14 protein-coding genes and 3 pseudogenes are annotated in these 26,437 nt (G+C 64.8%); 8 read left to right on the top strand and 9 right to left on the bottom strand.

The window, feature by feature from the left end; all coding sequences use genetic code 11:
- Positions 1-413: 413 nt before the first annotated feature.
- The 3 genes from T398_RS14795 to T398_RS14785 are packed head-to-tail and all read right to left on the bottom strand — an operon-like array spanning position 414 to position 4,848.
- Positions 414-1,307 (bottom strand): phospholipase D-like domain-containing protein, encoded by an 894-nt coding sequence (locus T398_RS14795; RefSeq protein WP_496447489.1) that lies wholly within the window; start codon positions 1,305-1,307, stop codon positions 414-416.
- Positions 1,304-3,289: an ATP-binding protein gene (locus T398_RS14790; protein WP_496447487.1), complete on the bottom strand. Its 1,986-nt coding sequence runs from the start codon at positions 3,287-3,289 to the stop codon at positions 1,304-1,306. The genes T398_RS14795 and T398_RS14790 overlap by 4 nt, the downstream gene beginning before the upstream one ends.
- Positions 3,283-4,848, bottom strand: coding sequence for a DEAD/DEAH box helicase (locus tag T398_RS14785; RefSeq protein WP_496447485.1), 1,566 nt, complete (start codon positions 4,846-4,848; stop codon positions 3,283-3,285). The genes T398_RS14790 and T398_RS14785 overlap by 7 nt, the downstream gene beginning before the upstream one ends.
- A 464-nt stretch (positions 4,849-5,312) precedes the next feature.
- Between T398_RS14785 and T398_RS14780 the strand changes: the two genes are divergently transcribed.
- The 6 genes and pseudogenes from T398_RS14780 (at position 5,313) to T398_RS14755 (ending at position 13,565) form a co-directional block, all read left to right on the top strand.
- Positions 5,313-6,533, top strand: coding sequence for a cysteine desulfurase family protein (locus T398_RS14780; protein WP_496447484.1), 1,221 nt, complete (start codon positions 5,313-5,315; stop codon positions 6,531-6,533).
- Positions 6,526-7,635 carry a DUF4007 family protein gene (locus T398_RS14775; RefSeq protein ID WP_496447483.1) on the top strand — a complete coding sequence of 370 codons (1,110 nt, stop codon included), beginning with the start codon at positions 6,526-6,528 and terminating at the stop codon, positions 7,633-7,635. The genes T398_RS14780 and T398_RS14775 overlap by 8 nt, the downstream gene beginning before the upstream one ends.
- Positions 7,632-11,207: a hypothetical protein gene (locus T398_RS14770; RefSeq protein WP_496447481.1), complete on the top strand. Its 3,576-nt coding sequence runs from the start codon at positions 7,632-7,634 to the stop codon at positions 11,205-11,207. The genes T398_RS14775 and T398_RS14770 overlap by 4 nt, the downstream gene beginning before the upstream one ends.
- Positions 11,204-12,043, top strand: a complete 840-nt coding sequence (locus T398_RS14765) for a phosphoadenosine phosphosulfate reductase domain-containing protein (protein ID WP_028188781.1) — start codon at positions 11,204-11,206, stop codon at positions 12,041-12,043. Before T398_RS14770 ends, T398_RS14765 begins: the two co-directional genes overlap by 4 nt.
- 86 nt (positions 12,044-12,129) lie before the next feature.
- Positions 12,130-12,351 (top strand): hypothetical protein, encoded by a 222-nt coding sequence (locus T398_RS14760; RefSeq protein WP_496447479.1) that lies wholly within the window; start codon positions 12,130-12,132, stop codon positions 12,349-12,351.
- A gap of 38 nt (positions 12,352-12,389) precedes the next feature.
- A pseudogene (locus tag T398_RS14755) lies at positions 12,390-13,565 on the top strand (IS3 family transposase).
- 30 nt (positions 13,566-13,595) lie between these two features.
- On the opposite strand, the pseudogene T398_RS14750 reads toward T398_RS14755, so the two are convergent.
- Positions 13,596-14,381, bottom strand: a pseudogene (locus T398_RS14750) (transposase family protein); the annotation flags it as partial.
- A gap of 640 nt (positions 14,382-15,021) precedes the next feature.
- Here T398_RS14750 and T398_RS14745 point away from each other — a divergent pair.
- Entirely contained in the window at positions 15,022-16,500 is a 1,479-nt protein-coding gene (locus T398_RS14745; protein ID WP_496447478.1) for a DNA phosphorothioation-associated putative methyltransferase, read from the top strand.
- 240 nt (positions 16,501-16,740) lie between these two features.
- Here T398_RS14745 and T398_RS14740 read toward each other — a convergent pair whose 3' ends face one another.
- Positions 16,741-19,002, bottom strand: a complete 2,262-nt coding sequence (locus T398_RS14740; RefSeq protein WP_496447477.1) for a DUF262 domain-containing protein — start codon at positions 19,000-19,002, stop codon at positions 16,741-16,743.
- Between the two features lie 748 nt (positions 19,003-19,750).
- Between T398_RS14740 and T398_RS14735 the strand changes: the two genes are divergently transcribed.
- Positions 19,751-20,260 (top strand): DEAD/DEAH box helicase, encoded by a 510-nt coding sequence (locus T398_RS14735; RefSeq protein WP_496447476.1) that lies wholly within the window; start codon positions 19,751-19,753, stop codon positions 20,258-20,260.
- A 411-nt stretch (positions 20,261-20,671) separates the two neighbouring features.
- Here the strand turns inward: T398_RS14735 and T398_RS14730 are convergent, their stop codons facing one another.
- The 4 genes and pseudogenes from T398_RS14730 to T398_RS14715 form a co-directional block, all read right to left on the bottom strand.
- Entirely contained in the window at positions 20,672-21,676 is a 1,005-nt protein-coding gene (locus tag T398_RS14730; protein ID WP_496447474.1) for an isocitrate/isopropylmalate dehydrogenase family protein, read from the bottom strand.
- Between the two features lie 83 nt (positions 21,677-21,759).
- Positions 21,760-24,228 (bottom strand): annotated as a pseudogene (gene acnA / locus T398_RS14725) (aconitate hydratase AcnA); the annotation flags it as partial.
- The gene (locus T398_RS14720; RefSeq protein ID WP_496447473.1) at positions 24,225-25,763 is read right to left on the bottom strand and encodes an alpha/beta hydrolase fold domain-containing protein; all 1,539 of its coding nucleotides are present in this window, start codon (positions 25,761-25,763) and stop codon (positions 24,225-24,227) included. The pseudogene acnA and the gene T398_RS14720, both read right to left, overlap by 4 nt.
- Positions 25,760-26,314, bottom strand: a complete 555-nt coding sequence (locus T398_RS14715; RefSeq protein WP_496447471.1) for a GNAT family N-acetyltransferase — start codon at positions 26,312-26,314, stop codon at positions 25,760-25,762. Before T398_RS14715 ends, T398_RS14720 begins: the two co-directional genes overlap by 4 nt.
- Positions 26,315-26,437: the final 123 nt, after the last annotated feature.

The raw sequence follows: 26,437 nt of genomic DNA, 5'->3' as shown, positions 1-26,437 counted from the left end.
GACAACCTTGATCGCGCCCGTCGAAGTTTTTTGCCGGATTCAGTAGCTCGCCTGCTTGCTGTGGTGCAAGAACCAAGATGTGATGGTGAGCTATCGTCCACAGACTTCGACGCCTGCTTGGCTGCCGAAGTTGATCGCCTACGTGCTCGGCTGTACGAGATGCAAGACCTCACTGCAGGTGGTCCCGGCCGGAGGGGTGGTGTCGTAGAGGCGGAGGCGACGAAGGCTGCCCGGACCCTGCTCGCCGCAGCTGAGGCGGCCGGGATGGCCGCGGCAGCCGAGTTGCTACGTTCAGCTCTCGGCCGGTGTGCGGCTATCCCGCAGCAGTCGTCGCAGCCATCCTCGAAGCCCGAGTTCCCTCAGCCGGTTCGAGTTCTCGATCCCGATACCGGCCGGCCGATTGGCCTCTGGCGTTAGCGGATCAGTCGCGTACCACCAGGAATCCGTTGGAAGCCGGGCATGAACCGCGCGATCCAAGCCGCGAGGGTTTCCCACAGCAGGCCTGGATCCTGGACAGTGATGCCTCTTGACGTGCAGAGCTCAGTCAGACGTTGCACCGCTTTGATTGTGGATAGGTTGCTGCATTCCTGGGCGATGCGGCCGGTGAAACCTTGTCGCAGGATCGCCCCGACGTAGGCGTTGAACGCAGGTTCATTCTGGATACCGTCGGGAACCCCTAATGCTTGGAGCTCGGGCTGCACGAAGTCCGTGAGTTCCCTTTCGCGTTGTCCGTCGTAGACGAGCCAGAGCACTTCAGGGATACGGTAGGAGGGGAGCCAGTCTGCGCGGTCCACTGGTTCAATAGCGGCCTGTAGTGGTGCTGAGGGGAGCGCCGCAGCAGCCGCGATAACAGCATCGCGGTCCGCTTCTGTGGCTGTTGACGACGTCGCTTGCAGCACAGACATCAGCGTTACCAGGGCCGGGTCGCTCGGTAAGGTTTCGACAAGGATTTCGACGGCGCCGGGGCGGCTCCATCCAAGGCCGTTCCCGGTGACGTTGGCCGAGCCCACTAGAGCAGTTGAGCCTGTCAAATATCCCTTGGCGTGCACGATTGGGTGCAGTGAAACGGTTCCGCCGCGGGCACCGACCAGATCGAAGATGTGTGGGTCGCTCACCCCGGCGGCGACCTCATCCGGGCGCCACCGGGTGTATACCTCGAGCTCGGCGTCCTGAGGCAATGCCGCGAGGATCGGCCTGATACCGGCTGAGGTGATGAACGGCGCGATGATTGTCAAAGTGGTTGTGTTGGAAACGAGTTCGAGGACTCGGAATCCGCAGCGCTGAGGATCGATGTCTGGTTGCGTCATACACCGCTCTCGCTGTCGTCTTCGGCGCTGTCATCGAAGATTTCGGCAGCTTTGAACGCAGAGTCCTGCACTGTCTCGGCGAGGCGTTGCCCCCACTGGTCGCGGATTTGCTTCCAGGTGCCCGCGAGAGGGTGTCCCTGGTATTCGTTTTCACAGCGTGCGTAGGCCAGCAGAAGCCAGGTGATGGCATCGGCACTTTTGGTGAGGAGTCTCTTAGCTTCCTCTTCGCTCATCGCGGAGATGTCTTCGCCGGAGGCGCGTAACGGGTCAATGATGGCCTGGTACGCGGGGTGGGCGTTGTTCAAGCACAGCAGCTCCAGGTTCATGGCCTCGTCAGGCCGGAAGAACGCTGGGACATGTTTTTCGGCGTGTGTCAAGATCTGGACTGTCACGCCACGCCTGTAGTTCTCGATGATTATCTTGCGGGTTTGATCGGGGACGTCGTCCGCCTTGAGTTTCGTCTCGATAGCGCCAGCGGCCTTCGCGGGGTCCGGATCATCCGCGAACTTCTTCTCGCCTGGCGTGGGGATGACTGTGGAGCGTGTCTTCTTGATGTTGGAGGCGACGCCCGCGATGTTCGGTGGGGCGGAACGGCCCCGCGATGCTGCGTCTCGGCCTTCCCGGCCTTCCTGCCGCAGAGAACGGACGAGCAGCAGCAACTGGTGTGCCATCCCGTAGAGCTCGGCGATCTCGTGCTCTTCGTCGAAAAGACCCTCTTCTAGGGCTTGCTCCTCCGGTAGATCGTAGTTGCGAGCTAGTTGCAGTGCCTGTGTCAGGTTGGGAACGTCCTGCTTGTTGTTCGTCACCCCGAAGATCTCGTCGAGGTCAGGGCTAAAGGACAGCTCGACACCCCACCAGCGGTCGGTGGCTTCCTCGTTCAGAGTCTGTTCGAGGACAAGTTCGCGGCCGGCGCGCACGACCGAGATCCCGGCGTTGTCTCGGGCATGGCCACCCTGGTGGGTGTCTTTACCGGGATTTCTCCCTGGTCGGGCCTCGGGTCGGGCCAGGGACAGGCGCGCGTGGACTATGGAGCTACCTGTGCCGTCGGCACGAGCGATCTCGAAGGTCCGGGAATTGTGGTGAGCGGTAAAGGGTCCACTTTCGGAAACCCGTACGTACTTTTCGTCTTCGCCGTCCGGTGCGTTCTGCTCCCAGTACTCTAGTGTGCTCTGGTCGGCGGGCAGTAGGTACAGGGGGTCATTAGGGCGTACGTCATGGAAGTCGATTAGCCCGCCGATCATGTCAGCGTCGACAATGGCAATTTTGATGTGGCGCCGCTCGGAGTCAGCGGTCAGGAAGTTCCGGTAGACCCGCCCCAGTAGGTACTCCGCGTGCTTAAGGATTGCGCTGGCAGTGGTCCAGCGGACCCTGTCGAGGGTGGACCAGCGAATGGCCGTGCCGCCGTAAAGCGACTGTCCCATCGAGGTATCCGCAGTGGCATGCTGCTTGAAGACGTCGAGGACCCAGTCGGGCATGGCTTTGTAGCCCGACTGACCGGGGTGAGTTGGCCACGGGACGGTGAGAGTGGCTCCCTTGCCGGGCTGTGAGAGTTTTTGCAGATCGAGATAGGTGTGGGAGGCGTTCTCCGGTTGTGTTCTTTGCCAGGTCCAGACATCGGTCCGCTTGCACTGTGAGACGCTTGCCTGCGGCAGGCCCATGCCGAAACGGCCAATGCCCGATCGGTCGTCGTACTTGCCGGACCCACCGAACGACAGGGCGAGGTTGACGGCTGGATCCGTCATGCCGGTGCCGTCGTCGATGACCCAGATCTCGTCGGCACGTTTGGTGGCGCGCCGTTTACCCTGCACCATGCGCTGGACGATGACCAGCAGTACCGTCTGAGCCTGACCCCACTGGAAAGAGTTGTCGATCAATTCAGCGAGGGCGTAGTCAGTGCCCTTGTACCCGGTGTCCCGGATGGATTTGACGGTCTGCTCGCCGGAGAGTAGCGGAGCTTCCTGGCGTGCGTCGGGTGTTACCACAAGTCCTCCCAGTGGGTGAAGGCGGCGGCGATGGAACCGAATGCGGGGACTGCAGGGTCGACTACGGTGACGACGACGGCTTTCCTGTTGCCGCCGGCCCTCGGGCCCCGGATGCCCCGGCCGACCATCTGGCTGTACAGCACGAGGGAACGCGTCGGGCGCGCGATCACGACGGCGCTAGTCTGCGGGGCGTCGAACCCGGTCGTCAGCACGCCGTAGTTGACAAGGACGCGAGGGGTAGGTGCCGGGCTCTTGTACATCCGGATTGCGGTATCTCGGAGTTCGGGTGACGTTGTTCCGTCCACTGCATCCGCGAGGACGCCAACTGATCGCAGCGATGCTGCCAGAGTGTGCGCCAGTTCCACCGAGGCAGCGAAAACGATGATGCGGCGGTGTGACTCTCTGACTAGCTGCAAGGTGGCGCCGAGAACCTCTTGTATGTAGCTATCCAGATTGAGACTGATTTCATCTGGTTCGCCATCGTTGCTGCTTTCCGCCTCCCCATCCTCTGGGAGGTCTCCGAGAAGGCGGAATTCGGGCTCGGCGAGATAGCCCTGACGGATCAGGTATGCGACCGGATTGTCCGCCCCTTCAGTAGCGGTATCGAGCTCCACTTTCGTGTGCTCGAAGAACTCGGCGAGGTCTGTGTCCGATCGCCCTCCGAGGAAGGTTCGTCCCGGAGTCGCACTGAGCCCGATGATGGGGGTGACCGGTTGCCCTGCGGCGGAGAGTTGCTCGACCACATACCGGTAGGTGCGAGCGATCGCTTGATGCGCTTCGTCGAAAACGATGAGTCCAACACGGCGACCGAGGCCAGGGATGAAACCGGGGTCGCTGCGACGGGCATGGACGGTCTGCAAGCTGGCCACGATGAGGCCGTCGGTGAGGTCGGTGAAGTCGGTGTCCTGACCGCCCCAGGCCGAAACGATGGGGACGGGTCGGTCGCCAAGCAGCGACCATGCCTTGTGAAATTCACGCGCCGCTTGATCTAGCAGCTCTCGGGTAGCGGCAAACCAGAGGACCACGCGGCCCTCGTTCTCGCGCAGATAGTCGGCCACCATGCTCATGGTGGTGCGGGTCTTGCCGGCCCCGGTTGGCATGTGCAGCAGCAGCCGGGTACGGCCGAGTCGCAGAAGTCTACGGGCGCGGACCACGGCGCGGCGTTGATGTGGGAAGAGGCCGTAGGCCGGCGCCGCGTCGGTCGGTGCCTGCACTGCAGTGCGGCTGCGCACCTCGGGGAGGCCGAGAAATACCGCCACGGCACTCGGGTTGGCCAGAACGGCCTTGCTGTCGAGCTGATTCGGGCCAAGTGACAGGCGCACACATAGATCATGTCGTTGCTCATCCGGGAGCGCATCGGGCAGCACACCGGCCTCGGCGAGTCGACGGACCGTGCTGAGGGGATCTCCGAGGCAGGCGGCCGCGACTACCGCATCATTGGGCGCCTGCCGAACATGCCCGCCGTCAACGAGGTGCCCGATCGCTCGAAGGACCCGCTCATCTATGAACCTCGGCGTCTGGTCCGAGGCTTGCAACAGGTCGAAGATCGTATATGTCATTGGCGCGCTCGGGCAGCGGGGATCAGGGGGAGGGGGAGGGGGAGGGGGATGAGCGTGGCGACCCTGCGTTGACGGGCTGCGAAACGTCTCGAACCTGCCATCAAGACAGCGGTCTGGCTCATCTCGACGACATCCTCCGCGCGACTCGCCTCGGGGTCGCTAGTCACGTGGTCATTCAACAAGATGCCTACGACATCGGTTCAGGCGCTCACCCTATCGCGTGACGACGCTCGAAGGTGGCCGCGACTCACGGGCGCGCTCGTGCGGCTGCGCCTTCGTCAGCGGCTGTCCGGAGCGGCGTGAACTTCGATGCGGCGAGCCCGCCGCGAGCCGATCTACGGGGGCGCGAGAACAGAACATGCGTACGGTAATCTTGCCAGCCGTGATCACGGCTGGTGGCACGCGTCGCGGTTCCCTAACAGGCCACCAGCCCATAAGGTGGGTACCGCGACGGAGGGAGTGGGATGGGTCAAACTGGTGTTGATCCCCTTATCTACCTCGACTACAACGCCTCTGCACCCGTTCGTCCCGAAGTGCTAGCCGCAACCACCAAGGCGTTGATGACAGTGGGTAACGCCTCGAGCATGCACGCGGCAGGACGGGACGCGGCCCTTGCGGTCGATCAAGCAAGGGAGCGTGTTGCAGCACTGTTGGCGTGCTCGCCGAACGAGTTGATCTTTACCTCCGGTGCGACCGAGGCCAACAACTTGGCCATTCGGTCGGCCGTGACCCCGGGTCAGAGCCTGGTACTCAGTGCGGTTGAGCACCCGGCCGTGGCCGAAGCGGCAAGTGCCGTCGCTGACGCTGTTGGGGGTGCGGTTCACACGGTCGGGGTCCATAGCGACGGCACGTTGCGTCTCGAGGAACTAGAGGAAGCTCTCGCAACCTCACCTGCTCTAGTTTCGATCATGGCTGCAAACAACGAGACCGGCGTCTTAAGTGATCTCGACCTAGTGGTGAAGCTCGCGCACGAAGCTGGGGCGCTAGTGCACTCGGACGCGACGCAGCTCGTTGGTCGGCTACCGGTCGATCTCCATGGGCTGGAGCTTGACCTGCTATCGATGTCCGGGCACAAATTCGGTGCTCCACAAGGGGTGGGCGCGCTGTTCGCGCGTCGCAGCACAGTGCCGGCGATTCGGCCGCTGGTGCACGGGGGAGGTCATGAGCGGGGACGGAGGCCGGGAACTCTGAATGTGCCCGGCATCGTCGGCCTGGGTGCCGCTGCTGAAGCTGTCGCCCGCAGCCTCGATCAAGAGGCGTCGCGCATCCGATTGCTGAGAGACCGCTTCGAAACCGCTGTCATGGCGGCTCTGCCCGGCACCTGCCGCAATGGTGATCCCGACCGACGGCTACCCGGTGTATCGAGTCTGACCTTCGACGGCCTTCCCGCCGACGCGATGCTCGCTGCCATGCCCGCCATCGCGGCTTCCGAGGGCAGTGCCTGCTCGGCCGGTGCCATTGAGCCGAGCCGAGTCCTGCTCGCCATGGGCCTGAGCCGGGATGAGGCCGAATGCACCATCCGCTTTTCTCTGGGCTACGCCACTACCGCCGATGACATTGGTAGAGCAATCCGCCGTGTGATCGATGCTGGGCGGCGGGTTCGCGCTGCCCTCTACCCCAACACCACCACGACTACCTCTAGGCTCACTGGAGGACAGGAAGGACCGCGGAGACACGATGCTTGAAACCAAGCTCAAGGACGTCGCCGAACCATCGTTCTCCCGCCATGAGACCTTCCACCCCCGCTTCGGTTGGCTGCATAAGGCGTACAGCGCCTTGACTGCTCCCAATAGCGGCAGTGACGTGTTTATTCGTGACAACGCGACGGTCACCTTGGGTGTGGGTAAGAACATGGTCAACGCGATCAGGTTTTGGTCGTACGCCTTCAAACTCACCGTCGAGTACCCGAAGGACCCAACATCCCGGGCGAACATCGCCTCGCCGACTTGGGAGGCACGGTGGCTGCTCGACGAGAACGGTGCTGATCCGTACCTTGAGGACACTGCGAGTCTGTGGCTGTTGCACTGGTGGCTCCTAGCTAAACCCTGCCACACCCCCACCTGGTGGGTGGCTTTCCACGCACAGTCGACGTCGCGATTCACCGCAAGTGAGCTCACCGAGACCACGCTTCGGCACGTACGGCTGGCTGGATGGGAGCCTCCGGCAGAGGCGTCCGTAGCCAAGGACGCAGATTGCCTTACCAAGATGTACGCACGCCGGCGTGAACCCACCGCCGGTTCCGGCGGAAGTTTCGAGGACCTGCTTGATTCCCCTTTCCGGGAACTTGGGTTACTGGAACCCACAGGGTTCGGTCGCAACAACGCTGCGAGCCGCTGGCACTTCACCAGCAACGCCCGCACCTCATTGCCGCCGGCCTTGGTTGCCTACGCATGTCTGGACTATGCGGCACGCAACGAGCCTCTGCAGAGCGGTTCAATCGCTCTGGCTCGTCTCACCAATGAGCCGGGTGGCCCCGGACGGGCCTTCCGTCTCAGAGAACCGGAGATCGCGCATGCCCTGGAGGAGGCTGCCGGCGAGTACCCGCAGATGTCACTAGTGGAGGGTATCGGACAACGCAGCTTGCGGTTTGAGGGCAATCCCAAGGACCTGGCCTGGGACGTGCTAGACGGCTATTACGGCAATATTCGTGCCCGCGCAAGCTTCCCGCACCGGGAAGCTTGGTACTCCACGCAACCACCCGGGATGCTGCGCGAGATGCGGCGACGTGGCCGCAGCGACCTGCTCGACCGGCCGACTCTCGATCGACTCGCAGGAGCCCTGGTATGACCGCCAATAGTGCACCGTCGGGAATGAGTGCGCAGACGCCGGCCGAGATTAGCATCGTCAGCAGCCGACTGCGGTCGACGAACATCGAACGGGACGTCCGCGACGAGCACCTTGGCCCGGTGCATATTGGCATCCGAGCGCAGGACATGTTGGAACGGGTCACCGCTGCGCTGGAGGACAAGGCAAATACCCGGGCCTGGTCCCTAACAGGGCCCTACGGCTCGGGCAAGTCGACGCTAGCCTTGGTCGTCGTGTCGTTGCTCGGCGGCACGGGGAACCGCCGGATGGAGGCCGAAGCACTACTCGCCGAGACGAGCCCGATCCTCGCCCATCGATTGACAACAGCGCGTGACCGCACCGCCCCGGACGGATTCATCACCTGCGTCGCCACGGCACGACGAGAGCCCCTGCTCGACAGCATCACGCGAGCACTGCTCGACGGTGCCGCCCGCGCCTGGCCAGACAACCAGATGCCCCCACCAGTACAGGAAGCGCTCGCGCCTCTCAAAGCTCCGGGTTTCAGTAACCGGGAGCTCGTGTCCGCCGTAGAGGTTCTCTGCGACCAGGCGCCGGTCATGCTGGTCGTTGACGAGTTCGGTAAGTCGCTGGAGCACCTCGCCTCCCACGGTGAGTTCAGCGATGCCGACAGCGACGTGTTCCTGTTGCAGGAACTCGCTGAGCTCGGTGCAGGCCCCCGCGGCGTGCCGCTCTATCTCCTTACGCTGCAGCACCTGTCGTTTGCTGACTATGCCTCCCGCGCGAGCGCGCTGCAAAGCCGGGAATGGGCCAAGGTTCAGGGCCGGTTCGAGGACATCCTGATGACGATCCACCTCGGTGACACCATCGAGCTCATCCGTCGAACCCTCGACCACGACGGTGTGTCGTCCAAGGGGCGCAAGCTCATAGCCCAGCATGCCGCCGCGTCCGCTCAGGCCTGGACAGAACGCGGTCTCCAAGGCATCCTCGCCGCAGACCGCGACACATTTGCCCACGTGTACCCCTTGCACCCGCTGACAGCGGTGGTCGCGCCGCTGCTCGCCACGCAGATCGGGCAGCATGATCGCAGCATGACCGGGTTCATCGCGAACGACGAACCGCACACGGTGCGACGTTTCCTGCAGAGCTACGCCTCGAATCGCCCCTCCTCGACGTCCACCGTCCGCATCGCCGACGCCTTCGACTACTTCTTCACCGCCGGCCGAACCACCATATTGGCCTCGGCGAATGCAAGCCGGTGGATGGAGATCGACAACCGCATCGCCGAAGCCAACGGTCTCCCTGAGCAAGACCAGGTCATTCTCAAGACCATCGGAATGCTCAACCTCGTCGACGCCTCTGGTGCCCTGCGCGCCAGCATGGACACGGTCTTGTTCGCCTTGAGTGACCCCATCACGCTCAACGACCCCACGGCTCGACAACTGTTCGCCGATCAAGTCACCAGCCTCGTCGACCGCGGCTTTCTGGTGTACCGACAGTTCAGCGACGAGTACCGGGTGTGGCGGGGCAGTGACGTAGATCTAACAAACCACATCGAGCAGCTGATCAACGCCTGTGACGATCATGCCGCGGTCAAGGTCATCTCGGCCTACCTGCCGACCGCCGTCGTTGCGGGTAAGCACAGCCAACGCACGGGTATGCTGCGCCACTTCGTCACCAAGGCCACCGATGCAGGCTCGCCCGAGCTCAACGGGCCGTCCGCCGTTGATGCCGAGGACGGACTCCTGCTGTTTCATTTCGGGGACGAATACACCATCCCCACGGTCCGAACCGACCGCCCTGTCATCGCCGGCGTGACCTCCCACGCCGAAAAAGTACTTAGTACCGCCCGCTACCTCCATGCTCTCCACGAGCTACCGGCCAACGTCGAACTTGACGCCGTGGCCAGTACTGAGGTGAGCGAACGTATCGCGCAGGCTAGCGCCGAACTGGCGACCCGGGTCGCAGAGGCCTTCCTGCCAAGCCAGCTAGCGCCCGCCTGGTACCTATTGCCGGCTAATGCCGGTGCCGCGGTCTTTACAGCTAGCGCCGAGACCATCAAGGGCCGAAGCCTCGCAGAGCTAGTCTCCAAGGCGTGCGAGAGCGTGTTCCCCCATGCTCCGCACATCCGCAATGAGATGCTGGGCCGGCACAAGCTGACTAGCCAAGCAGCCAAGGCGCGCCGTGAGCTGATTACCGCCATGATCACGACGCCCACCCAGCAATATCTCGGCATTGAGGGCTACGGGCCGGAACGCGCGATGTACAGCGGAGTCCTGGAGTACCTCGAGCTGCACCGCCCCACCGATCAGCGCAGCGACCACGACATCGAGCTGCTCCCGTTTGGCTTCTATGAACCGGAGCCCGGCAACTCGCTTTATCCAGCTTGGACCGCCATGCAACAGCAGATGCGGGCAGCCACCGCACAGCCGCTGCGGCTCGACGCTGTCTATCAGCTCCTTGAAGCGCCTCCTTTCGGGATCCGGCCGGGCGTGATCCCGGTCATCATGCTGTCCGGGCTCATTATTGGGAGCTCAGAACTCGCTCTCTTCGAAGAAGGCACCTACCAGACACGACTAACCGCTGCCCTCGCTGAGCGCATGATCAAGAGCCCAGAGCGGTTCGCCGTCAAAGCCATGGGCACTCAGGCAGGTCCACGCAAGACCGCAGTAGCTGAGGTCGCGCAGGTTATCGGTGCGCGGATGCCTGCAGCACCACCGATCAACGCCCGCAACGTCGCGCCTCTTACGCTTACGCGTGAGCTCCTCGACCGCGCCCGAAGCCTATCCGCGTACGCCGATCACACCAAACAACTCCCCAAGCAGGCACAGGCCGTACGTCAAGCGCTCAAAACCGCTCGCGAACCCGACACACTACTGTTCACCGACCTGCCCTCCGCCCTCAACCTCGAACCGATCCCAGTAAATGGTGAGATCGACGAGCAAGGAGCGCGCCGCTACGCCGAGTCACTAAGCAAGGCGCTTACCGAAATCGGCCGAGCCGACGAGCGTCTGCGCACACAAGTTGTCAAGGCCATCGCCGAGGCATTTCACATGCCCCCGAACCTCGGCAAGCTACGTCAGCGCCTTGCGGTCTACACTCGACACCTCGCCGACGTGAACCTTGTCGAGGCGAAGCTCCGTGGTGTCATTACTCTCGCTCAGGAGACCACACTCAGCGATGACGAATGGCTCGACCCGTTCGTCGTACGGATTGTTGGCCGTGGGCTCTCCGACTGGCGCGACGGCGATATCAGTACCTTCACCAACGAGGTCCGCGCAGTCGCCCGCGCTATCGACAGGTTGGCTAACCTGCACCAGCCAACCAAGGCCGAACCGGCTGACGCCACTTTCGTCTCCCAAGCGATTACCGTCACCCAGGCCGACGGACAAGAGCTCCATACCGTCGTCCACCTCTCCGACGAGGAACGCACCAGCGCGCAGGCCCTGCTGCCGGAAGTGATCACCCTAGCTCGCAAGAAGATCAGCGAGAACGGTGAACGGGCACTGCTCGCCCTGCTGGCCGAAAGTGTCATAGTCGTGAAGGAAGCTGGCAGCAACGGCGCACCATCCACCCGAAGGAAGTCGACCCGATGACTGCACCCCGGCAACGTACGCCCGGTGAGACCCGCCATGTTCTCGGCATCTCGGGAGGAAAGGATTCCTCAGCCCTCGCTATCTACATGCGCGCCAAGGTGCCGCAGATGGAGTACTTCTTTTGCGACACGGGCGCAGAGCTTCCCGAGACGTACGACTACCTCAACCAACTCGAAGCGGCCCTCGGTAAGCAGATCGTCCGCCTGAACGCCACCCGGGACTTTGACCACTGGCTGCAGGTCTACCAAGGTACGTTGCCGAGCGCGTCCATGCGGTGGTGCACCAAAAACCTCAAGATCAAGCCGCTAGAGGAGTGGCTTGGCGATAGCCCCGCCACCTCGTACGTCGCCATCCGCGCCGATGAGAACCGTCTCGGCTACGTCAGCACCAAGCCGAACATTAGGGCTGTATTCCCGTTCCGCGAAGACGGAATCGACCGTGACGGAGTCAACCGCATCTTGGAGGAGTCCGGGATCGGCTTGCCGGCCTACTACGAATGGCGCACCCGATCTGGTTGCTACTTCTGCTTCTTCCAGCGCAAACACGAATGGGTTGGCCTCGCCGACCGACACCCGGAGCTGTTCAAACGGGCGGTGGAATACGAGGACAAGGTCAACTACCAAGCCACGGCGATGCGCGGCCGTCAGTACACGTGGTCTCAGGGTGAGTCGCTGCGCGACCTTCTCGAACGGCGTGACGTGATCGAAGAGCGGCATGCCGCCGCTCTTGCTCGCGCCGCAGCTAAACCCCGCCCCAACCTGCCCCTCATCGAGGTACTCACTGATGCCCTCGACGAGGAAAGTGATGAGGCAGGCTGCGCCGTCTGCCACCTCTAGTGCCGTGACCACGAACGTTCACGGTGTTGGTTGACACGCCGTCCGGCCTGTCGGCCGGACGGCGTCGCGGCGGTCAGGCTGTGGCGGTGGCAGATCTTGTACGCGTGCGGCGGCTCAGTGATCAGGAAGGTCAGCAGCTGCTCAGAATCACTCGCCGGGGAACCGGTTCCCCGATCCGCCTGCGGCGGGCGATGGTCGTGCTCGCTTCGGCTGGTGGGAACACGGTGCCGGCGATCGCCCGGCTCGTCCAAGCTGACGAGGACACGATCCGGCAGGTCGGGTCTGCTGCACCAGTAGGTGACATCTGAGTTGGCTTGCCCTGTGGGCGGGCTGGAAGTATGTCGCTGTGCCCAAGCCTTACCCCCGAGAGTTCCGTGATGACGTCGTGCGGGTGGCCCGTGACCGCGAGCCGGGCGTGACGGTCGAGCAGATCGCGAAGGACTTCGGGGTTCACCCGATGACGTTGTTCAAGTGGCTGCGTCAGGCCGACATCGACGCTGGCGCGAAGCCCGGTACGCCCAGTGGCGAGTCAGCCGAGCTGCGCGAGGCCCGCAAGCGGATCCGGTTGTTGGAGCAGGAGAACGAGGTCCTGCGTCGGGCCGCTGCTTACTTGTCGCAGGCGCATCTGCCGGGAATAGGCTCTACCCGCTCGTGAGCGAGCTGGCCGCCGACGGGATCCCCGTCGCGGTTACGTGCCGGGTATTGAACATCGCTCGTCAGCCCTACTATCGGTGGCTCGGCCGGCGGCGTCGGTGACGCCGAACTCGTCGCCGCTGATCGCGCGAACGCCTTGGTCGATGCCCACCGCGATGACCCGGAGTTCGGGTACCGGTTCCTGGTCGATGAGGCCCGCGCCGCCGGCCAGGCGATGGCGGAGCGCACCGGGTGGAAGATCTGCTCGGACAATGGCTGGTGGAGCGCCTTCGGTAAGCGCAAGAAGCGCGGCAAGGGTGGCAAGGTCGGTCCACCGGTTCACGACGACCTCGTGCAACGGGACTTCACCGCCGACGGCCCGAACCGGTTGTGGCTGGCCGACATCACCGAACACCGCACTGGCGAGGGCAAGCTCTACCTGTGCGCGATCAAGGACGTGTGGTCGAGGCGGATCGTCGGCTACTCCATCGACTCACGGATGAAGTCCCGGCTGGCCGTCAACGCGTTGCACAACGCTGTAGCCCGACGCGGCCGGCTGGCCGGCTGCGTGCTGCACAACGACCGGTTGAACCCAGGCAGTTTCGCAGCCGAAAATTTCGTCCACGCCCTGCACCAGCATCACATGATCGGATCGATGGGCAGAGTCGGCGCCGCCGGCGACAACGCCGCCATGGAATCGTTCTTCGGGTTGCTGCAGAACAACGTCCTCGACCGGCGTAGCTGGGCCACCCGGCAGCAGGTCAGGACCGCGATCGTGACCTGGATCGAGCGGACCTACCGCCGCCGACGACGACAACACTCTCTGTCCCGGTTGACCTCTATCGAGTACGAGACCATCATGACCCCACCGGCCAGTCAGGCCGCTTGACTGAAACTGTCGCCAATCGGTGCAGCAGACCCCGGCGAGGATAATGTTGTGGAGGTGGGCGATGCCGGATGCGGTGTCGGTCAATGTGTGGGCGGCGCGGCGGTAGTCGCGCAGGATCGTGAAGGTCTTCATGCGGGCCAGGGCGTGTTCGACCTGGGCTCGGACGGTGCGGTGGTGCCTGTTCAGGTCCTTCTTCCAGTCGGGTAGTTCGCTGCCGTCGGCGGGTTTGCGGTACGGGATGATCACGTCAGGGTTGCCGCGGTAGGCGCCATCGGCCATGACCGGCCGCCCTGCCAGCTTCTGGTCGATGCCCGAGGTGCGGTAGACGATGGTGTCGTTGCGGTTGCCGGGTCGCGGGTCACCCAGGGCCACGACAAGGCGGGTGTGGGCGTCGATAGCGACCTGCAGATTCGTCGAGTAGCGGTAGTTCTTACTCGGGGCGGCCAGACGGTGATCGCGAGTCGGGACAAGGGTGCCGTCGACGATCGCGATCTGATCAACCCGGCGTCGTCGGACCGGCGCCAGGGCCAGCAGCGGGCCGAGGGTGTCGATGACCCGGTGCGCCGCGGAGTGCGACACCCCGAACAGCGGACCGATCTGGCGCATCGTCAGGTTCGTCCGCCAGTACACGGCCACCAGCAGCACCCGGTCGGCGAGGTCGAGTGACCACTGCCGGCCCGGCCGCCCGTCCGCGATCGCGTCACCGCCTCGCTCGGCGACCAGCCGGACCAGCCTGCGGAACTGGACGGGCTGCAATCCGGTGAACGGGAAGATCCACCCCGGGCGGGCTGACGTGATCACCTGCACCCCGAACATCCTGCACCACTGTCCCTAACAGACAGACACCAGGGCTACGAGACGTCTTAGGTATCTGCCTCTATCGTCACCGGCAGGAACATCACATCTGGGTCCCGCGCCAATCTGTTATACGGCTGCTGCCACCATGCCCTTGCCGCTGCCGTGTCCGCGAATGCTCCAACCGCAGCCCCGCGCCGACTTGCCGAATTCACGATTAGCGCTATCACCATGCCATCACCCTGAGGCTCCGAAGCACCGAACAGCGCGGACACCACCTTTGGTGGTAGTTCGACCAGCAAGTCTGGAGTGCGGAAGGTGCCGGTCGACCGCTGAACGCCCGGCGGCGGAATAACGGCTGCAACGAATTCATCCTCTCCGCCATCAGATTGCTTGACCAGGAAGGAAACGCGGTCTGTGTCAGTTGTGCGTGCTCTCAGAATCACTTCAACTCCAGTGGGCTGGCCCTCTCGCTGGACAGTGACCGCTGAATACGCGACTCAGTCAAGTCGGCCTAATCGGTGTTGGATGTTGAGCTAACGCTAAGTGAGCGTACCGAGCGCTACGGGTAGCGTGGCAGGGTCAGTGGAACAGGAGGCAGATGCTTCCTGCCGCGTGTACTCTTCGCGTCCTCGTCTCTAAACCGGGATAATCGTGAGCTATGGACAGCGCCCAGGTGATCCCCCGCCACCAGACAGCGATCGCCCGTCAGGACCTGTCCAAACCCATCGTGCTGGCAATGGCCGATGGCATCCTGAGCGCTAACTCCACGCTGTTCGACTATGGCTGCGGGCGCGGGGGAGACGTCGGGCGACTTCAGGCCATGGGCTATCTAGCCCACGGCTGGGACCCAGGGCACAGCCCCAACGCCGAACGGCGTACAGCGGACGTTGTCAACCTTGGGTACGTCATCAATGTCATCGAAGACCCAGCCGAACGAGCTCAAACGTTGGCATCAGCCTGGGCTCTGGCGCGGCTAGTGCTCGTCGTCGCGGCACGCACCGACTGGGAAGCACGAAGCGTCACCGGCCACCGTCACGGCGACGGGATCATCACCAAGCGCGGCACCTTTCAAAAATTCTACAGTCAGGAAGAGCTACGCAACTGGATCAACGTTCAGCTACGTACCGACTGCATCGCCGCCGCGCCTGGCGTGTTCTACGTCTTCCGACAGGACGCTGATGCCCAAGCCTTTCTGGCGTCGCGTACTCGGCACCGACCCGTACCCACAAGCCGGCCGGAACGGCAGCATGCCCTTCACGATGCCCACCGTGAAGACATGGACGTGTTAGCGGCCTTCATCGCCAGTCGTGGCCGACTCCCCGACCCGGAGGAGATCCCCGGGACAGCAAGCCGGCTCCTGAGCGTCTTCCCTTCGCTGAGACAGGCTGCAGCGCTGTTACGGGACGTTACCGGCAGCCAGGATTGGGACAGGGACCTCACGCAAGCTCGCCATCAAGCAGAACGAGATCTTTTGGTCTACCTCGCACTCGCCGCGTTCAGGGGACGACCCAAGGCATCGGACCTACCCAAGGCCGTAGCGCTCGACGTACGGACGCTATTCGGATCCTACCGAGCTGCCTGCTCGCAGGCGGACAAGTTGCTATTCGCAATCGCCGATCAAAAAGCGTTGAACAATGTATGTAGACGGTCTGGCATCGGAAAGCTGACGGCCGACGCCCTGTACGTACACGCCATAGCAATACCGTTGCTCGATCCGCTCCTCCGCGTTTATGAAGGATGCGCACGGGTTCTCACCGGGACGGTAGCGGAATGCACAATCATCAAGTTCTCCCGGATAGCAACCAAGGTATCGTATCTTTCGTATCCAGACTTCGATAAGATGCCACACCCTGCATTGGCGATATCCGTGAGGGTGGACCTAAGAAAGCTGGACGTCAAATACACTGACTTTCGGAGATCAACCAACCCGCCCGTTCTTCATCGGAAAGAGGCATTCGTTCCTTCTGACTACCCCGGCCGCGACAAGTTTTCCCGCCTGACCAAGCAGGAAGAGCGCGCCGGGCTGCTGCACGAAACCGCAACCATTGGGACTCAAGCTGGTTGGGAGCAGCGGCTACAGGGCCAGGGCTACCGGCTAGCCGGGCACCGCATTGTACGCACCGCCACGGAGGGCTGATCCTGGCATAAACCAGTAATGTTGTTCCGCATCCAGTTTGTCGAAAATTGACACCGACGGCGTTCGTCCTTTTGCGGAGGCTTCCCGTTTCGCCAGCAGGACAACGGTGGCGGCGAGGGCCGTCCTCCATTTGCTTCGGGGTCAATATTCATCGGATCTGCCACCTCGCGGCAGGGCTCACCGCGCTTTCGAGCCCGAGTTGGTCGAGTAGGTGGCGTGCTTCGCGTGGCTCGGAGATCTTCATGTCAACATTGGCCACAGTCGCTCGATCGCTAGCTCAGCCAGGCGCTGTCCCCTCTGCGCCGAATAGGTATAGGACAGAGGCGCATCCTCCTGTTTTTCGAGAAACTCACAGAACGGCAGGTAAGATGCCAACTGTAGAACGTCTTTCGTCTTATTTGCGAGCCCTGGTAGTTGCTGCTGCATGTGCATCAGCCGGGCCTCGGGATCAGTCTCGGACAGAACTGCATAGATGCATCTTTTGAATGGCCATGCCTTGTTCCCGATGAGCTCATTCAGATCGACTGGCATTAACGTGAGGTTCCCGAGGCGGTCGATCAGGCCTTGATCGTAGATTGCCTGGTCGTAGGAGGCATCACCCTGAGCAAGATTCTGTGGTGCGATGTGCTCGACCGAATAATGAGATTCCCATGCCTCGGCGGTTAGGGCTCGGAAGGACCCGGGAACGCCCCGCCGAACCAGGCCGGGTGCCGCATCATCTTCGATTCGGTCATCATGGGCACACAGCAAGACGAACTTCGCGAGTTGCTTGCTGGTCTGGTAGAGCGGCTGAACTGTTACCTTTGCGACCCAGTCCGCCTCGGCGGTTATGTTTCCTCGCGTCGACAGGAGGCTCCTCAATGCTGCCCGGACCTCCGTGGCCGCGGGCAGGGCCGCCGAAGCGCCGGCGCGCCTTGCCATAGCAGGCAGCCCTGTCGCGGGGTGGCCGTTGAGCATCAATTTGCGGTGAACATCGTCAATCCCCCTCGTCGTCGGTCGCGACGTCCGCCAGAGCACCCAGAAGGCAGTCACCGCTCGCAAGACGCTCATGAATTCACTTTGGGTTTCGGAACTCGGGCTAGCGGCCCACTCTGAGTAGTAGCGCGCAAGCAATGCATGGACGACTGTGTGGCTCGTCGATCGCAGTACCTCTAAGCACAAGCGGTCCAAGTCGGTGCCGTATGACATAAGCGGGGACTTGCCGTTCCGAGGCCAAACTTCGAACAGGAAGGCTGAAACGTCGGCAAGCTGACCTGCGAAAGCTCTCGCCCCCTCGATGCTCCCGTTCAGTGGCGCCACAGACTGGAACTGAAGGCGGAGGTACCGCCGTTGATCGAGAAGAGTCCGCGGCAATTTTCGCCCCGTGTCTGCCAGCGCGAACGCGGTGAGCATGTCGGCGGACGACTTCCAACGTTCATCCGCATTCATGGAAGTTGGAAAATAGGACTCAACGCGACTGAAGGCCGCCGCCGAAGGGGATGCGGTGTAGTTCGTGATTCCGCCTTCGCTGCGAACGACTAACGGCTTTAGCGTCTCTAGGGCGGTCAAGGGCTGTCCGGTCGTGTTGAGGGGTTCGAACAGTGCGAAAGCGTAGTCTTCATCAGGCGCCTTGACGTCGATGACTAGCACCCCGTTCAAGAGAAACGACGCAAGGACTAGGAGGCGTGCGGCAGATTTCCGATGCTCATCCATTGAGTCTGGGGTGACCACAGGTGTCGAGCTAGACCCGATGAGGCATTTTGACATACCGATGTCCGAGAGGAATGAAAGCTCTGTAAGGACATCACAATCAACCTCATCTGCACCCAATTTCAGATTATTGATGCGATCAGTGATTACTCGGAGTACCTGTTGTAGGTGCTCCCGATCACGGGGTGCCGATATTGGCTCATGGGGCTGCTGATTGATCCGGTTGCGTGCCGCCTTCATCAGCAGCCATGCGATATCGCTCTTATAGATAGAATGAATGGCGTCGTTGCCCCATACGTCACTCACTTGGCGAATTAGCCGCGGTTTCATAGTGAACTCGCCGGCACCTGAGTAGGTCTTAAAGGCGATTGCGTCGAGGAGTTCGTCGCGCCGCTCGCCCAATGTGTTTAGCAACCAGACGTCGAGCGGGTCCGTCGATCCGGTGTCGATCTGCCGCTGGAGCCATCGCATTTCGCTAGAGACGAACCTCGACAAGACCACGAATACGGTGAGTAGTGTCGAAAGTCGCTGCTGGCCATCTACAACCTGGAGGACCGTCGTCGGAAGCGCGTCCACATGTTTTGGCATCACGCTGTCTCGATCACTGACGAGGATCACCGAGCCCAGGAAGGTTGAGGGCGTCTTCCCCTGCGCTGCCCTTGTGATTCCTTGCTCAAGATCCTCGAAGAGCCGACTGATCTCGTGTGGACCCCAGGTGAAGTCGCGCTGGTAGGCAGGAACATAGAGTCCCTGCCCCGGCTGGAGGATCAGCTGGCGAAGCGTCGATGGGTCGGCGGTGAAGTTGCTTGGCATGCGAGAACCTACCTCGATGATGGACTGCGCATGACGCGGTCGTCGTCCTCGATCTTACGGATCAGGAGGTGAGGTGTACGAACCCCTTCGGGGACGAGAGATCTAGGGACCTGAGCTGCGAAAACGCCCATCAACCCTCTACGCTGGTCAGCCTCCGTGGATTGCCGGGGTAGCGTGAAGGCTTCCGGGCGCTCGTCCACTTGCGATGTAGATCGACTGGCCGGTCCTACGGATGGTGCGCGGATGCGCGGCCCGGGGTCCGCATGCGCGTTGGCAGCGACATCGCCATCAGGCGGGTGCCCGCCATGTCTATTAGCCCCGGCGCTTGGACGAGCGAAGACGGGAACCCGACACTTGGACAGCCTCCGCCAACGGATCCGGCGGTCCGAATCCGGATCCTCACCATGTCAGCAAAGCGCCTAGATGATCTTGAGCAAGCGACCACAGCAACACCCCGCTGCGACTAGTGCACGAGAGGTTGAGATAGGAAGACGGCAGGCCATGGGCCTGTGACGGAGAGCTGAGCGTCGGGTTAGGAAACCGATGCTCTATCCCCTGAGCTACGAGGGCGCGAGGGCCTAGTCTAGCGACCTGGGGGTTCACCTGGGGTGGCAGGGAGTGGCACGGGTTCACCCACGTTCCCCGGACCGCCGTTGTCGCAGTCCAGGAGCACACGCCGAGCACACGAACGCCGGTTTGCGACCGCCGGTCGCCCGGGGTGACCCGCGTTGGCACCGGTTCACCCCGGTTGGCATCCGCTGGAGAGCACACACCGCGCACATCAACGAAGATCACGGTCGGCGCACTTCTCGCCCACGACGATGGGATCCTGGTCGCCCCACCGGGCTCCGGCAAGACCGTCATGGCCTGCGCCGTGATCGCCGAACGCAACACCTCAACCCTCGTCCTCGTCGACCGCAAAGCCCTCGCTGACCAGTGGCGCACCCGGATCCAACAGTTCCTCGGATTGAGGCCGGGGCAACTCGGCGGCTGCAGACGCAAGCTCACCGGCACGGTGGACATCGCGCTGCTGCCCTCCCTCGCGCGGCGCGACGACGTCGCCACCCTGACCCAGGGGTACGGGCACGTCATCGTCGACGAATCAGGCGTCGCCTCGATCCCGGTCGTCGTGCTGAGCAGCCCGCTGCCCCGTCGACGATCTGCCCGTCGTGCAGGATGCCCCACGCCGCGGCCGGCACCTGGTGCTCGCGGAGCAGGCCGGGGAGGCGTGCCGCCACGACCTTCTGGATGTCTGTGATCGTCGTCATAGCGGGATCGTAGGAGCGCGAACGTGAATCGATGTTCGTCGACCAGCACGAAACGTGCCGCCGGGTTGGTCGATTCGCACAAGCGCGCCGATCACGGCGCGACTGATCGAACGCTCGAACCGGCCCGGTCCGCCGGACCACCGCAGGCGCTGGCCACCTTGACCGCCCTGCCGTGCCGGCCCGGCGGATCCTGGTCGCGGGCACCTGCTCGGTGACGTGTTGACCGCGGAGTACGACCGCATCGCCGACCTGGGCCACCAACACCGCCACCACCCGGCGCTACCGAGACGACGGCCTGACCGTCGAGACCGAGCGCTACGTCGTCCGAGACGTCTACACCGCCCTACGGGCCGGCTTCGCCGCCCTCACCCCTTGACCTCCCTAGGAGTATCGGGATGACGTCACCCGGTGCCGTGGTCGAACTCCCGGAGGGCGGCGACGATCGCTGCGGTGGCGGCCTCCGTGCCGCTGGCCGGGCTGCCCGCACCATGCAGCCTCACCGCCCCGGTCAGGTACACGTGTCGAACGGCCCCACGGACCGCCTCGGCTGCCCCGTGGTCGCCGAGATGGTCGAGCATCATGGCCGCCGCGAGAATCTGGCCGGTCGGGTTGGCCCGGTTCGTGCCGGCGATCGTCGGCGCGCTGCCGTGGACCGGCTCGAAGTAGGCGTGCCGGTCGCCGATGTTGGCGGCGGCGCACATGCCGAGGCCGCCGACCGTCGCGGCGCCGACGTCGCTGAGAATGTCGCCGATGAAGTTCTCCATGACCAGTACGTCGAACTGTTCCGGCCGGGCGACGAGGTCGTGGCCGGCGGCGTCGGCGTACCGGTGGTCGGCCTCGATGTCGGGGTACTGCCGGGCCACCTCGTCGAACACGCTGCGGAACAAGGCGTAGCTGCGCAGCACGTTGCTCTTGTCGACGCACGTCACCCGGCGTACCCCGTCGGTCGGCGCACCGCAGCGGGCGCGAGCCAGCCGGAAGGCGTGGTGGACGACGCGTTCGACGCCTTCACGGGTGACCAGCAGTTGGTCGACCCGGACCCGGTCGTTGCCGATGCCCAGGCCCCGGGAGGCGTACAGGCCCTCGGTGTTCTCCCGCACGATGACGTAGTCGATCCGCCGCTCGGCGGCGGTCAGCTGGGTCACGGGTCTCCGGTTGGCGTATGCGTCCAAGCCGTTACGCATGATGCCGCTGATCACGCCGGCCTCGGTGCCGTCGGGATGCCGGACGTCCGGCAGGCCGACCGGTCCCTTCAGCACCGCGTCGTAGCCGTTACGCAGGCGCTCCAGGGTTTCCGGGGACATCGCGGTACCGGTACGCCGAAAGTGGGCGGCGCCGGCATCCTCCGAGTGGATCTCCAGGTGGATGCCGGGAAGCGCCTCGAGCACCTGTACCGCCGCACGCACGATCTCTGGGCCGATGCCGTCGCCCGGGATGACCGCGATCCGGCGCCGGGTCCTGCGGGTCGCCCGGAATCGCCAAGCCACCGTCGGCGCAGCACGTACGGGATGATCCCGCCGTGCCGGTACTGTGCGGCTTCCTGGGCCGTCTCCAAGCGGACCAGCACGTCGAAGACCTGGGTGTCCGCCTCGACCCGTACGGTCGCCGGCCACCACTCGTCGGTGATCGCGTCGACACCACGGATGGTGATGGTCTCCGTGCCGATCAGGCCGAGAGCGTCGATGGAGTCACCCGGCCGGAACTGCAGGGGCAGCACGCCCGTGCCGATCAGGTTCGCCCGGTGGATGCGCTCGAAGCTGCCGGCCAGGACGGCGCGTACGCCGAGCAGCCGGGTTCCCTTGGCGGCCCAGTCCCGCGACGACCCGGTCCCGTAGTGCGTGCCGGCGAGGACTACAAGTGGCACGCCGGCTGCGGCGTAGCGTTCCGCGGCGTCGTGGATCGGCAGTATCTCCCCGCTGGTCAGCTCACGGGTCCAGCCACCGTCGCGGTCGGCCAGCCGGTTGCGCAGCCGTGGGTTCGCGAACGTCGCCCGTACGGCGACCTCGTGGTTGCCCCGCCGGGAGCCGTACGAGTTGAAGTCCCGCCCTGCGACGCCGTGGGCGCGCAGGTACCGGCCGGCGGGACTGTCGGGCGGAATCTGCCCGGACGGGGTGATGTGGTCGGTGGTGACCGTGTCGCCCAGTACGGCCAACACACGGGCGCCCACGATGTCCTGCGGACCGGTCGACGGCTGGCGCGCCTCTTCGGCGAACGGGGAACGGCGCACGTAGCGCGAGTCCGGATCCCAGGCGAACCGGTCGCCGTCGCTGCGCGGCAACTGCTGCCAGTGCGCGTCGCCGTCGCGGGCCGCAGTGGCGGCGGTGACGTAGTCCTGTGGGCGAACGGACTCCGCGACGACCCTGGCTACCTCGTGGGCGCTCGGCCAGAGGTCACGCAGGTAGATCGGCCTGCCGTCCCGGTCGGCACCGAGTGGCTCGTCGGTCAGGTCGATGTCCATCGTTCCGGCCAGCGCGTACGCCACCACCAGCGGCGGTGACGCGAGAAAGCTGTGGCTCACGTGCGGGTTGACCCGTCCTTCGAAGTTGCGGTTGCCGGACAGCACTGCGGTGAGCGGCTGCCCGCCCGGCTCGACACTCTCGGCCAGCGGCCCCGAGTTGCCGATGCACGTGGTGCATCCGAAGCCGACGAGGTGGAAGCCGAGCCGGTCGAGATGCTCGGTCAGCCCGGCCCGGTCGAGGTAGTCGACGACGACCGGGGAGCCGGGCGCCAGCGTCGTCTTCACCCAGGAGCGGGGTCGCAGGCCGTGGCGGTCGGCGTTGCGGGCGAGCAGACCCGCGGCGACCATCAGGCCGGGGTTGGCGGTGTTGGTGCAGGACGTGATGGCGGCGATCGCGACCGCACCGTGCGGCAACCGGTCACCGTCGCGGGCGGCGCTCAACGTCTCCCGGACCCGGGACAGGTCGACGCGGTCGTGCGGGCGGCTTGGTCCGGCGACCGACGGCCGTACGTCACCGAGGTCGACGACGAGGTCCTCGGCGTACGCCAGTCGCCGGTCCGGTGCCGACCAAAGGCCGGCGTGCAGCGCGTACGACTCGACCGTCCGCACGTGCCGCTCGGTGCGTCCGGTCAGCCGCAGGTAGCTCAGCGTCTGGTCGTCGATCGGGAAGTAGGCGCAGGTGGAGCCGAACTCGGGGCTCATGTTCGCGATGGTGGCGCGGTCCGGGACCGGCAGTCGGGCCAGTCCGGGACCATGGAACTCCACGAACGCGCCCACCGTGTCCCGGGTCCGCAGTAGTTGGGTTAGGGTGAGCACCAGGTCGGTGGCCGTGCAGCCCTCCCGCAGCGCGCCGGTGAGCCGGACGCCGATCACCCGGGGCAGGCGCAGGAACACCGGCTCGCCGAGCAGCGCTGACTCGGCCTCGATGCCGCCGACCCCCCAGCCCAGGACGCCGAGCGCGTTCACCATGGTGGTGTGCGAGTCGGCCCCGAGCACGGTGTCCGGGAAGATGACGCCGTCGCGGGTGGTGACCACCTCGGCCAGTTGCTCGATGTTGACCTGGTGCACGATCCCGCCGCCGGGTGGCACCACGACGGTGTTCCGGAAGGCCTGCTGCACCCAGCGGAGGAAGCGGTACCGCTCGCCGTTGCGCCGGTACTCCAGTTCCACGTTGCGCTGCCGGGCGCCGGGGTGGCCGAACTCCTCGACCACCAGCGAGTGGTCGACCACGACCTGCACCGGCACCAGGGGGTTGACCTGCTGCGGATCGCCGCTGGTCGCCGCCACCACGTCGCGCATCGCGGCCAGGTCCACGAACGCGGGAACCCCGGTGTAGTCCTGCAGCAGCACCCGGGCCGGGAAGAATGGGATCTCCAGCCCGGCCGTACCGGCGCGAGCCGCCTCGAGGTGCTGCGGTCTGACCGCTGGGTGGTTCGCGTGCCGGAGCACGTTCTCGCGCAGGATGCGCAGCGAGATCGGCACCAGGTCGTCGTCGCTCACCCGACCTCCTCCAGGTCCTCCAGCAAGGCGTCGAGCTCGTCCGCCGACATCGTCGCGACGCGGTCCAAGCGCTGCTCGTCGAGCGAACGGGCCGTCGGGAACGCGAATGTCTCCGCCCCGGCGATGGGCGTGCCGTTCACTGCCGCGGCCAGTTCCGCCAACGAGCCGGCCCCGATGATCCGGGCGACGGTGACCGGTCGCCCGAGTTCATGGGAGAGGCGAGCGGCGAGCACGGTGGCCAGCAGCGAGTTGCCGCCGCTGTCGAGGAACCGGTCCCGCCGGTCCGGGGCGGCGCACCCCAGTACCTGCGTCCACCGCGCGGCCACCTCGGCCTCGATGCCGGGGCGCGGGGGTTGGCGGTGCTCGCGCCCGGCCGGCGCCGGATCGGGCAGGGCCCGGCGGTCCACCTTTCCGGACGGGCTCAACGGGATCCGATCCACCACCACGAAGGCCGCCGGGACCATGTAGTCGGGCAGTCGTTCCCGCACGTGCGCGCGTACCGCCGCTACCACGAGGTCGCTGTCCTGTCCCGGGGTGGGCAGCAGATAGCCGACCAGGCGCTGGTCTGCCTCGCCGCGCGACTTGAGCGCGACGACGGCGCGGCCGACGGCGGGGTGGCTCTGCAGGCACGCCTCCACCTCGCCCAGCTCGATCCGCTGACCGCGCAGCTTCACCTGGTCGTCGAGCCGGCCCAGGTATTCGAAGGCGCCGTCCGGGCGGCGCAGCGCCCGGTCGCCGGTGCGGTACATCCGCTCCCCGGGAGGACCGTACGGATCGTCGAGGAACACCTGGGCGGTGAGCTCGGGGCGACCGAGGTATCCGCGTGCCACCGGAAGCCCGGCGATGACCAGCTCGCCTGGCTGACCGTCGGGCACCGGCCGCTGCCGGTCGTCGAGGACGTACAGCCGGGTTCCGGCGTGGTAGAGCGCCGCCATCCGGCGCAGGTCGGCGCTGTCGAGCACCGGGTCACGCGCCGCCCGGGTGCGGTGGCTGTCCGAACCGCAGGTCAGGTCCGCCCAGGGGGAGATGCAGAGGCCGGCCGCCGGCTGCGGCACACCGGCCTCGCGTAGCGCCAGCATGGTGGCGACGGTGACGCCGGCGCCGGCCGAGTCCCCGGCGAGTATGATCCGGTGACTCGGCACGCCCCGGTCGAGGAGGTACCGGTAGCACGCGACGGCGTCCGTGACGGCAGCCGGGAACGGTGCCTCGGGTGCCCGCCGGTAGTCCACCGAGAGGGCGGAGCCACCACAGACCTCGCCCAGCTCGCGCACCAGGTGCCGGTGCGAGGCGGCCGAACCCATCGTGTAGGACCCGCCGTGGAAGTACAGCAGCACCGGCCCACCGGGTCGGAACGGAAGCACCCACTCGGCCGAGCACTCCTGCACCACGACCGTTTCCCCCGGTGCGGCACCCGGCCCGCCGAAGGCCGCATCCGCCCGCTCGTAGTACTCGCGCCGCTGCGACAGCGGCTGCTCGCGCCAGATGGAGTGCATCTCGAAGAGCTCCCGCAGCAGCTCCAGTTCCTCGCCGCTCACGTCGACCACACCTCGGAAACCAGCAGCAGGTCACCCGGCGGCGTGTCGGCGTGGGCCACCCGACGCTGCCAGAACCCGATGTCGCACCAGCGCCCGTGCTTGTAACCGACCGACCGGAGGGTGCCGACGTGCTGGAAGCCGTACGCCTCGTGAAGCGCCACGCTGGCCTCGTTCGGCAGCGCGATCACGCCCATCGTGCTGCGGTACCCCTGCCGGTCCAAGCCGTCCAGCAGCCGCCCGTACAGCAGCCGACCGATGCCACGCCGGTGTTGGCCGTCCGCGACGTACACCGTGGCCTCGGCGCACCAGTCGTACGCGTTGCGCGCCTTCCACGGCACCGCGTACGCCAAGCCGACCGGTTCGTCCCCGTCGACGGCGAGAAGCCACGGATAGCGGTCGTGCGACGCCTGCCACTCCCGGTGCCATTCCTCCGGGCTCTGGGTGACCGTCCGGAAGTTGACCGTCGTCGTCTTGATGTAGTGGTTGACGATGTGGCTGAAGGCTGGCATGTCATCCGCCCGCGCCTGACGTACCACGATAGAACCGGTCATCGCCATGTGGTTTCCATCTTTCGGAACTCCCTCTCCGGTAACAGGGTCCACCACTGCGGTGGGCGCGGCCACGGTCCGGTTCGGACATCACTGCCGGCGGACCAAGTCGACACACTGTCGGAT

It is taken from the genome of Salinispora goodfellowii, assembly GCF_059570675.1.
The sequence above is the reverse complement of the archived record's forward strand: the minus strand, read 5'-3'. Positions and strand labels throughout refer to the sequence as shown.